This window comes from Flavobacterium sp., assembly GCF_044361015.1.
In the GTDB taxonomy this organism is placed as follows: Bacteria; Bacteroidota; Bacteroidia; order Flavobacteriales; family Flavobacteriaceae; genus Flavobacterium.
The window spans coordinates 1-8,703 of record NZ_JBIKJL010000072.1 but is presented as its reverse complement, the minus strand read 5'-3'; the positions used below and the strand labels follow the sequence as shown (position 1 = coordinate 8,703).

Here is an 8,703-nt window from a genome sequence, read left to right as displayed (position 1 = left end):
TTTAAACAAAACGGCATTGAAGTAACCGATATAGCGAAACGTTTAATGGACTATGGATTCCATGCTCCAACGGTTTCTTTCCCGGTTGCAGGTACATTGATGATAGAACCAACCGAATCAGAAGATTTGGCCGAGTTAGATCGTTTTTGCGATGCCATGATTTCAATCAAAAAAGAAATTGATGCAGCAAATGCGGATGATCATAATAACGTTTTGAAAAACGCACCGCACACCTTAGCAATGCTAACATCTGACGCATGGGTTTTCCCATACACCAGAGAACAAGCAGCTTTCCCATTGGATTACATTTCTGAAAATAAATTCTGGCCAAGCGTTCGTCGTGTAGATGATGCTTATGGAGACAGAAATTTAGTTTGCAGTTGTGCTCCAATTGAGGCCTACATGTAAAAAATGTTTAAAATAGTTTAAAGTTTAAAAGTTTAAAGTTGTTTCATCACTTCTCTAAACTTTTTTACTTTTATCAATTAGTGTTAACCAATGCCTTTAAATGAACGATATTCAAACGCAGGAAGACTTATTTCTGCTGGTAGATGAATTCTACAAAAAGTTACTTTCAGATGACGCCATCAGTTATATTTTTACGGATGTAGTAAAAATAAAATTGGAAGAGCATTTACCTATTTTAGTCACTTTTTGGTCGCAAGGTATTTTGGGAACTGGAGGTTATACAAAAAATCTGACACGAATTCACTTAGAAGTGAATGAAAAAGAATATTTATCACCGGAATTATTTAGCATTTGGTTAAATCATTTTTACAATTCAGTTGATGAAAATTTTAAAGGTGAAAAAGCAGAACGCATAAAAACACAAGCTTTAAGCATTGCTACCGTTATGCAGATTAAAATAGCACAGAAAAAAAACTAATAATTGAGACTACAATAAATTTTGTGCTTATTTTTTGAGTATTTCACAATTAAAATCACTTTGTTGTTTAATTACTGATTTATGACAATTTAAATTAATAATTTAGTGCTATAATTGACCCTCATTATGAATATAAAAATAACAGGTACCGGGAGTTATATTCCCACAGAAATAGTCAGTAATGCTGATTTTCTAAAACACGTGTTTTTAAATGATGACGGAACTCCCTTTCCGCAACCAAATGATATTATTGCAGAAAAATTTAAAGACATAACCGGAATAGAAGAACGACGGTATGTTACTGATGATTTAAAAACATCAGACATTGCGACAATTGCCGCCAAAAAAGCTATTGAAAATTCCAAAATTGATCCTGAAACTTTAGATTACATCATCTTTGCCCATAATTTTGGTGATGTAAACAAAGGAACCATTCAAACCGATTTACTACCAAGCTTGGCCACTCGAGTAAAATTTAATTTGCGAATCAAAAACCCGAAATGCGTGGCTTATGATATGCTTTTTGGATGTCCGGGTTGGGTAGAAGGCGTTATTCAAGCCCAAGCCTACATCAAAGCTGGTATGGCAAAAAAATGCTTGGTTATTGGTGCAGAAACCTTATCCCGCGTGGTTGACCCGCATGATCGCGACAGCATGATTTATTCAGATGGTGCAGGAGCTACCGTTATTGAAGCAACGTCGGAAGAAGGTGGTATCTTGGCACATGAAACGGCTACGTATACCTACGATGAAGCCTATTACTTGTTTTTTGGCAACTCCTTCAACAAAACACATGACCCTGATGTACGTTACATCAAAATGAACGGTCGCAAAATTTATGAATTTGCTTTAAGTCAAGTTCCAAAAGCCATGCAAGCGTGTTTAGATTCGAGCGGAATCGCTATTTCCCAAGTCAAAAAAATATTGATTCACCAAGCCAACGAAAAAATGGATGAAGCAATTATTCAACGTTTTTACCGTCTTTACAAGCAAACGCCTCCGGAAGGTATTATGCCAATGAGTATCCATAAATTGGGTAATTCGAGTGTGGCGACGATTCCAACTTTATACGATTCTATCTTGAAAGGTGAAATTGAAAATCAAGAATTACAAAAAGGTGATATAATTATGTTTGCCTCTGTTGGAGCTGGCATGAATATCAATGCGATTGTTTATCAGGTATAATTAGAAGCTAATCCTGCTATCCGTTGCAAGTCCTCGCTCAAAAAATGGTTTTTTTACGTGTTATTCAATAGCTCCCAAGGTCGCTTTGCCTTCCACAAAAAAACTCAATTTTTGAGCTCCGGGCTTTCCACTACTATCAGGGCTAAAATGTGCCAACACCAAATAAATTAGTACATTTGTCTCACGAAAAGCTTAACATGTACGAAAAAACATTTCCAAACAAACGATTCAAAATTACACTTGAATTTCTTGAAAAACACCTTTCAAAATCAGATACCATTCTTGATTTAGGGGTAGAAAATCCATTTTCAAAAATCATGAGCCAAAATGGATATAAGGTCAAAAATACCAAAGGTGAAGATTTAGACTTTGATCAATCAAATCTAATAAACGAAAATTATACCGCCGTAACCGCTTTTGAAATTTTTGAGCATTTACTAAACCCATTTACCGTTTTACAAAACATCAAATCGGATAAAATTTTAATTTCAATCCCACTACGTTTATGGTTTTCGCCAGCTTATCAAAGCAAAACAGACAAATGGGACCGACATTACCACGAATTCGAAGATTGGCAATTGGATTGGCTTCTTGAAAAAACCGGTTGGAAAATTATGGATCGTATAAAATTTACGCATCCGGTCAAAAAGATTGGCTTTAGACCTTTATTACGCTTTTTTACACCAAGATATTATTTGGTTTATGCTGAGAGAAAGTGAATACTAATCACTAAAGAGCCAAAATGAAATACTATATCGTAATCCCGGCACATAATGAAGCGAAAAACATTGCATTTACATTGCAATCATTGGTTTATCAGTTCCATAAACCTAAAAAACTTGTTGTTATTAATGATAACTCGTCCGATGAAACCGAAGAAATAGTTGAAAAATACATCAAAAAACACAAATGGATTTCCATAATTAATAAAACTTCGGATAAATTACACTTACCGGGAAGTAAAGTAATTCAGGCGTTTCAAACAGGTTTGGATAGTCTTGATAACGATTACGATTTTATTGTAAAAGCGGATGCTGATTTGATTTTTCCGGCAAATTATTTTGAAACAATTAGCAAGCATTTTCAATCAGATGAACGTATTGGCATGGTGGGTGGATTTGCTTACATTGAAAAAAATGGGGAATGGGTTTTAGAAAATCTCACCGACAAAGACCATATTCGCGGAGCTTTTAAAGCCTATCGAAAAGAGTGCTTTCAACAAATTGGCGGCCTAAAACCAGCCATGGGTTGGGATACGGTAGATGAATTGCTATGTAAATTTTATAACTGGAAGGTGGTAACTGATGCAACATTGAAAGTCAAACACTTAAAACCAACCGGAGTAAATTACAACAAAAATGCACGTTTTAAACAAGGTGAAGCTTTCTATTCTTTAGGATATGGTTTTTTGATTACTGCTATTGCCTCAGCCAAATTAGCTATTCTTAAACGAAAACCATTACTTTTTTTTGATTATATGCAAGGATTTTGGAAAGCTAAAATGGCTAAAAACCCACTATTAGTAACTCATGAACAAGTTAAATTTATCAAAAAGTATCGATGGAAAACCATGAAAGAAAAATTATTTTAGGGTTTAAAAGAAGGAAAATGTTAATTCGTTTACAAAAAAAAAAACTACCAAACAGTAACCAAAACTTTTTGTTATTTTTGCTTTATGCTAAAAATTCTTACCCACTTAGGGAAATATTTCTTAATGTTAAAAGAAGTCTTCAACAAACCACTTAAATGGAGTGCGATGAAGGTCTTGATTTTTAAAGAAATTGATGATTTAATCATTGGATCATTGGGCATCGTGGGGTTTATTTCCTTTTTTGTTGGTGGAGTAGTTTCAATTCAAACAGCACTTAATCTAACAAATCCTTTAATTCCAAAAGATTTAATTGGTTTTGCAACACGTCAATCAGTTATCCTTGAATTTGCTCCTACTTTTATTTCCGTTATTATGGCTGGTAAAGTAGGTTCATTTATCACTTCTAGCATAGGAACCATGAGGGTAACTGAGCAAATAGATGCTTTAGAAGTTATGGGGGTTAATTCATTAAACTATTTAGTATTTCCCAAAATTATCGCTATGTTATTTTACCCTTTTTTAATTGGGTTGAGTATGTTTTTAGGAATCCTAGGCGGCTGGATGGCTGGCGTTTATGGTGGCTTTTCAAATAGCGAAGATTTTATTCGTGGGATACAAACCAATTTCATTCCCTTTCATATTACCTATGCATTTATCAAAACGTTGGTTTTTGCATTTCTGTTAGCCACTATTCCATCCTACCATGGTTTTTACATGAAAGGTGGAGCGTTAGAAGTTGGAAAAGCAAGTACGGTATCATTTGTTTGGACATCCGTTGCTATTATTCTGTTTAATTATATTTTAACTCAATTATTATTAAGCAAATGATAGAAATTAAAAATATTGAAAAGTCATTTGGTGATACTCAAGTTTTAAAAGGTATTTCTACCATTTTTGAAACTGGGAAAACTAATTTGATTATTGGTCAAAGTGGATCAGGTAAAACTGTTTTGTTGAAATCTTTATTAGGAATTCATACTCCTGACAAAGGCACTATTTCTTTTGATGGAAGAATTTATTCTGAATTAAATACAAATGAAAAAAGAACATTACGAACAGAAATAGGCATGGTATTTCAAGGCAGTGCCTTATTTGACAGCATGACTGTAGAAGAAAATGTTGGCTTTCCATTAACTATGTTTTCAAATAAAACAAAAGATGAAATCAAAGAACGTGTTGATTTTGTGTTAAAACGTGTCAACCTTATTGATGCAAATTCAAAAAAACCATCAGAGATTTCAGGAGGAATGCAAAAACGGGTTGCTATTGCAAGAGCAATCGTAAATAATCCAAAATATTTATTTTGTGATGAGCCCAATTCGGGACTTGATCCAAAAACTGCCATTGTTATTGATAATTTAATTAAGGAAATTACAGAAGAATATAATATCACAACTGTCATCAACACGCATGACATGAATTCTGTCATGGAAATAGGCCAAAAAATAATCTTTCTAAAAGAAGGTATCCTAGCATGGGAAGGCACCAAAAAAGATATTTTCAAAACCGATAACGAAGCAATAGTGGACTTTGTTTACTCCTCTAATCTTTTCAAAAAAATCCGAAAAGCCCAAAACAAAGAAGACAAATAGTTTATTTTATTCTGAATAATTTACCAATTAGTTTTCGAACATCATCCAATCGTTCAATGTTTTCAGTAAAGGTTTCTAACGCTGCTGAACTCTTTAAATCCAATTTACTTCCTGACAAAGTAGATTGCAATGGATAAACTATCAGTACGTTATTTTTATCAAAATATTTATTCATGAAACCGGGAATATTACTCATCACCGAGTTATAAGAAAGATTCAATTTTCTACTCATTATAACTACCAAAGTATCGTCTTTGTTGATGTGACGAGATAAAATTAAGAAATCATCCCAATCAGAAAACAAATTAAATTCAGCATCTACAGGATGTTTAGCATGGATGTCTTTAATGAAATTTATTGTTGTTTCAGATCCATAAAAAACAATTTTAGAGCTCGTATTTTTTCCTAAATTCCAAATTTTAATGAGCCAAAACGGAAATCCAATTTCACGCTCCGCACGCTCCGGAATGACAACGATAAATCGTTTTACTGTTGCTAATGGCTGAATAGATTTATAAATAAATGTAGTTGTTTTACATTTATTTAAAATTCCGTCGGTCAAAGGACCAAATAATGAATCTGATGCCACAAGAGATTCTGCTTGACCCAAAATAATATCAGATATTTTATGCTCTTTAACAACACTTGAAACACCATTTAAGATGTTTAAGTCATATCGCATAAGCATATTTAAAGAATTATCTGTTGAAGAAGCAACTACAGCTGCTCTTTTTACAATTTTTTGAGCTTTACTCTCTAAAACTGCTGTTGATGCATTATTGCTAATTACATTCAAAGCAAATAATCCTGTTTTATTTTTTTTCGATTTTATAGTTACTGCGAGGTTAATTAATTCATCAACTGAATCAACACTTTTCATTGGAATTAAGATTTTTTCATCGCTTTCAATCACTACATCATCTTCACTATCGGTTTCATCATTTTCAGCCAAAGCAATATTATAAGCTCCTTTTTGAGCCACAAATGAGGCAATGGTGCAAGTAATTAAAATCATTAAAATGGTTCCATTTAAAACATTTTCATTTAGTAATCGGTTAGGCATTTTAATGTCAGCCAATTTTCCATTGACAAAACTCATTTGTGTTTTATCATTTAATTTAAAAGAGCCTTTTGCCTCAATATTATTAACAAAAGCAATACTTCCCACAGTTGGGTATACCCCATTCTTCAATTCACTGAATACTATAACTTGATTGTTTTCAGTTGTTAATTTATTATTTTTAAGATGTACTTCATTATAAGAATTAACGCTTTTATAATCGACTATAATATTAAAACCAACTAAAACTGCGGCAAGAGTTGCAGCTGCTTGAGCGTTACTTAATCCGAATAGTAATCGTCTCTCATCTTTTGTATAACCAAACAACTTTTGAGTAATATATGCGGGTAAATATTTTCCAACAATAGCTACAACCGTCATAATTCCCGCTACTTGGATTGAGTCCCAATCTTTAATAAAAGCTTTGTAATCAATCAACATACCAACCCCAATCAAGAAAAACGGTATGAAAAGTGCATTTCCCACAAATTCAATACGATTCATTAAGGGTGAAGTATATGGAATTAATCGATTCAATGCTAAACCGGTTAAGAAAGCCCCAATAATAGCCTCAATACCGGCCAATTCCGCCAATGTACATCCCAAAAATACCATCGCCAACACAAAAATATATTGTGAAATATTATCATCATAGCGTTTAAAAAACCAACGCCCTATTATTGGAAAAATAAGCATCACGACCAATCCAAAAAGAATGACTGAAAAACCTAAACGAATCCAAAATTCCTGATTGATTTCACCGGTTTGCATGCCTGCAATAACTGCAAGAACTAAAAGAGCGAGTGTGTCAGTAATCATGGTGCCTCCTACTGCAACGGTCACAGCTCTGTTTTTGGCAACACCTAACTTACTGATTAATGGATAAGCAATTAAAGTGTGCGAGGCAAACATACTGGCAAGTAAAACAGATGTTGCTGTCGAAAAATGCAACACATAAAGACCTACAACAGTACCTAGTATCATTGGGATTGAGAACGTAAGCATTCCAAAAACTAAACTCTTGGAGCTGTTTTTCTTGAACTCAGCTAAATCAATTTCCAAACCGGCTAAGAACATAATGTACTGAAGTCCAACAGTTCCAAATAAAATAATACTCATATCGCGAGCAATTAAATTTAAACCATTCGGTCCAATGATTGCTCCTGCGATAATTAAACCTATAAGATGCGGAATTCGAAGTTTATTCAGTAAAATAGGTGCAAAAAGTATGATAAATAAGATCAAAGAAAACAGCAAAACCGGATTCTTTAAAGGTAAAGTGAAATCAATGCCTATTAAAAATATCATACTATTCAGTTGTATAATTAATTTATCCTATCGCTTTTTTCATAATTGCCTTAATATCTTGCTCTTTATCTTTAGGGTAAATTAGCAAAACATTCCCCTCATCAACAACTATAAAATTATCTAAACCATCAATAACAATTAGTTTTTTGTCATGAGCTCTAATGATATTATTGGTTGCGTTTTCCAAAATTACTTTTGAATTAACAACCGCATTATTTTGTTCGTCTTTATCCAATTTATCGTATAAGGAACCCCAAGTTCCTAAATCATTCCAGTCGAAGGTAGCGGGTAACACAAAAACATTAGTTGCATTTTCTAAAATAGCGTAATCTATTGAGACATTTTCGGCAGTTGCATAATTTGAGTTAATAAAAGTTTGTTCTCCCGAAGTATTCAACTGTGGATAGCCATTCATGAATAATTGATGCATTTGCGGTTGAAATGCTGAAAACGCTTCAATAATCGATTGAACAGACCAAATAAATATTCCACCATTCCATAAAAAATTACCACTATTTAGAAATGATTTTGCTGTTTCATAATCAGGCTTTTCTCTAAATTGTTTTACTTTTTTAATCGAATTGGTATCGGCTTTATCAAATTCTATATAACCAAAACCGGTATTTGGAAAAGTGGGCTGAATGCCAAGTGTTACCAATGCATTTTCCTTTTCACAATAGTCAAAACATTGTTGCAAATTGTTGGCAAATGCTGTTTCATCTTCAATCCAATGATCGCTTGGAGCCACTACCATTAAGCCGTCCGGATTCATTTTTTGGATTTTCAGCGAGGCATACAAAATACAAGGTGCAGTATTTCGCATGGCCGGTTCCAATAAAACTTGCTCTTGTTTGACCATTGGCAATTGCTGCAAAACCAACTCATTGTATCGCTCATTAGTTAAAATATAAATATTTTCAATGGGAATAAGTTTCGATAAACGACTGAAGGTTTTTTGAATCAGTGTCTCTCCTGCTCCCAACATATCGTGAAACTGCTTGGGAAACTCAGTGGTACTTACGGGCCAAAAACGTGAACCTACTCCACCGGCCATTAATATTGCGTAATAGTTTTTGTTCAT

Annotated in this window: 8 protein-coding genes and 1 pseudogene; 7 read left to right on the top strand and 2 right to left on the bottom strand. The window is 33.6% G+C overall.

The annotated features are described in order from the left end of the window. The 7 genes and pseudogenes from ACIQ2Z_RS11920 to ACIQ2Z_RS11890 form a co-directional block, all read left to right on the top strand. A pseudogene (locus ACIQ2Z_RS11920) lies at positions 1 to 408 on the top strand (glycine dehydrogenase (aminomethyl-transferring)); the annotation flags it as partial. A 100-nt stretch (positions 409 to 508) separates the two neighbouring features. Further along, on the top strand, positions 509 to 886 hold the full coding sequence (locus tag ACIQ2Z_RS11915; protein ID WP_396184381.1) for a group III truncated hemoglobin: 378 nt from the start codon (positions 509 to 511) through the stop codon (positions 884 to 886). Positions 887 to 1,012: 126 nt separating this feature from the next. Then, complete coding sequence (locus ACIQ2Z_RS11910) at positions 1,013 to 2,071, top strand: 3-oxoacyl-ACP synthase III family protein (RefSeq protein WP_396184379.1); 1,059 nt, start codon at positions 1,013 to 1,015, stop codon at positions 2,069 to 2,071. A 197-nt stretch (positions 2,072 to 2,268) separates the two neighbouring features. Then, positions 2,269 to 2,790 (top strand): methyltransferase, encoded by a 522-nt coding sequence (locus ACIQ2Z_RS11905; RefSeq protein WP_396184378.1) that lies wholly within the window; start codon positions 2,269 to 2,271, stop codon positions 2,788 to 2,790. A gap of 23 nt (positions 2,791 to 2,813) precedes the next feature. Beyond that, complete coding sequence (locus tag ACIQ2Z_RS11900; RefSeq protein ID WP_396184377.1) at positions 2,814 to 3,662, top strand: glycosyltransferase; 849 nt, start codon at positions 2,814 to 2,816, stop codon at positions 3,660 to 3,662. 84 nt (positions 3,663 to 3,746) lie between these two features. Beyond that, positions 3,747 to 4,490 carry an MlaE family ABC transporter permease gene (locus ACIQ2Z_RS11895; protein WP_396184376.1) on the top strand — a complete coding sequence of 248 codons (744 nt, stop codon included), beginning with the start codon at positions 3,747 to 3,749 and terminating at the stop codon, positions 4,488 to 4,490. Further along, on the top strand, positions 4,487 to 5,254 hold the full coding sequence (locus ACIQ2Z_RS11890; RefSeq protein ID WP_396184375.1) for an ABC transporter ATP-binding protein: 768 nt from the start codon (positions 4,487 to 4,489) through the stop codon (positions 5,252 to 5,254). Before ACIQ2Z_RS11895 ends, ACIQ2Z_RS11890 begins: the two co-directional genes overlap by 4 nt. A 1-nt stretch (position 5,255) precedes the next feature. Here ACIQ2Z_RS11890 and ACIQ2Z_RS11885 read toward each other — a convergent pair whose 3' ends face one another. Together ACIQ2Z_RS11885 and ACIQ2Z_RS11880 are read right to left on the bottom strand one after the other, a co-directional pair. Further along, positions 5,256 to 7,622 carry a cation:proton antiporter gene (locus ACIQ2Z_RS11885; RefSeq protein WP_396184374.1) on the bottom strand — a complete coding sequence of 789 codons (2,367 nt, stop codon included), beginning with the start codon at positions 7,620 to 7,622 and terminating at the stop codon, positions 5,256 to 5,258. A gap of 22 nt (positions 7,623 to 7,644) precedes the next feature. Next, a partial coding sequence (locus ACIQ2Z_RS11880) for a mannose-1-phosphate guanylyltransferase (protein WP_396184373.1) occupies positions 7,645 to 8,703 on the bottom strand: 1,059 nt, incomplete at its 5' end.

Excerpts from the sequence above, each read along its gene's own strand:
- ACIQ2Z_RS11895 (WP_396184376.1), top strand. The coding sequence starts at position 3,747 with ATGCTAAAAATTCTTACCCACTTAGGGAAATATTTCTTAATGTTAAAA.
- ACIQ2Z_RS11890 (WP_396184375.1), top strand. The coding sequence starts at position 4,487 with ATGATAGAAATTAAAAATATTGAAAAGTCATTTGGTGATACTCAAGTT.
- ACIQ2Z_RS11905 (WP_396184378.1), top strand. The coding sequence starts at position 2,269 with ATGTACGAAAAAACATTTCCAAACAAACGATTCAAAATTACACTTGAA.
- ACIQ2Z_RS11885 (WP_396184374.1), bottom strand. The coding sequence starts at position 7,622 with ATGATATTTTTAATAGGCATTGATTTCACTTTACCTTTAAAGAATCCG.
- ACIQ2Z_RS11900 (WP_396184377.1), top strand. The coding sequence starts at position 2,814 with ATGAAATACTATATCGTAATCCCGGCACATAATGAAGCGAAAAACATT.
- ACIQ2Z_RS11910 (WP_396184379.1), top strand. The coding sequence starts at position 1,013 with ATGAATATAAAAATAACAGGTACCGGGAGTTATATTCCCACAGAAATA.
- ACIQ2Z_RS11915 (WP_396184381.1), top strand. The coding sequence starts at position 509 with ATGAACGATATTCAAACGCAGGAAGACTTATTTCTGCTGGTAGATGAA.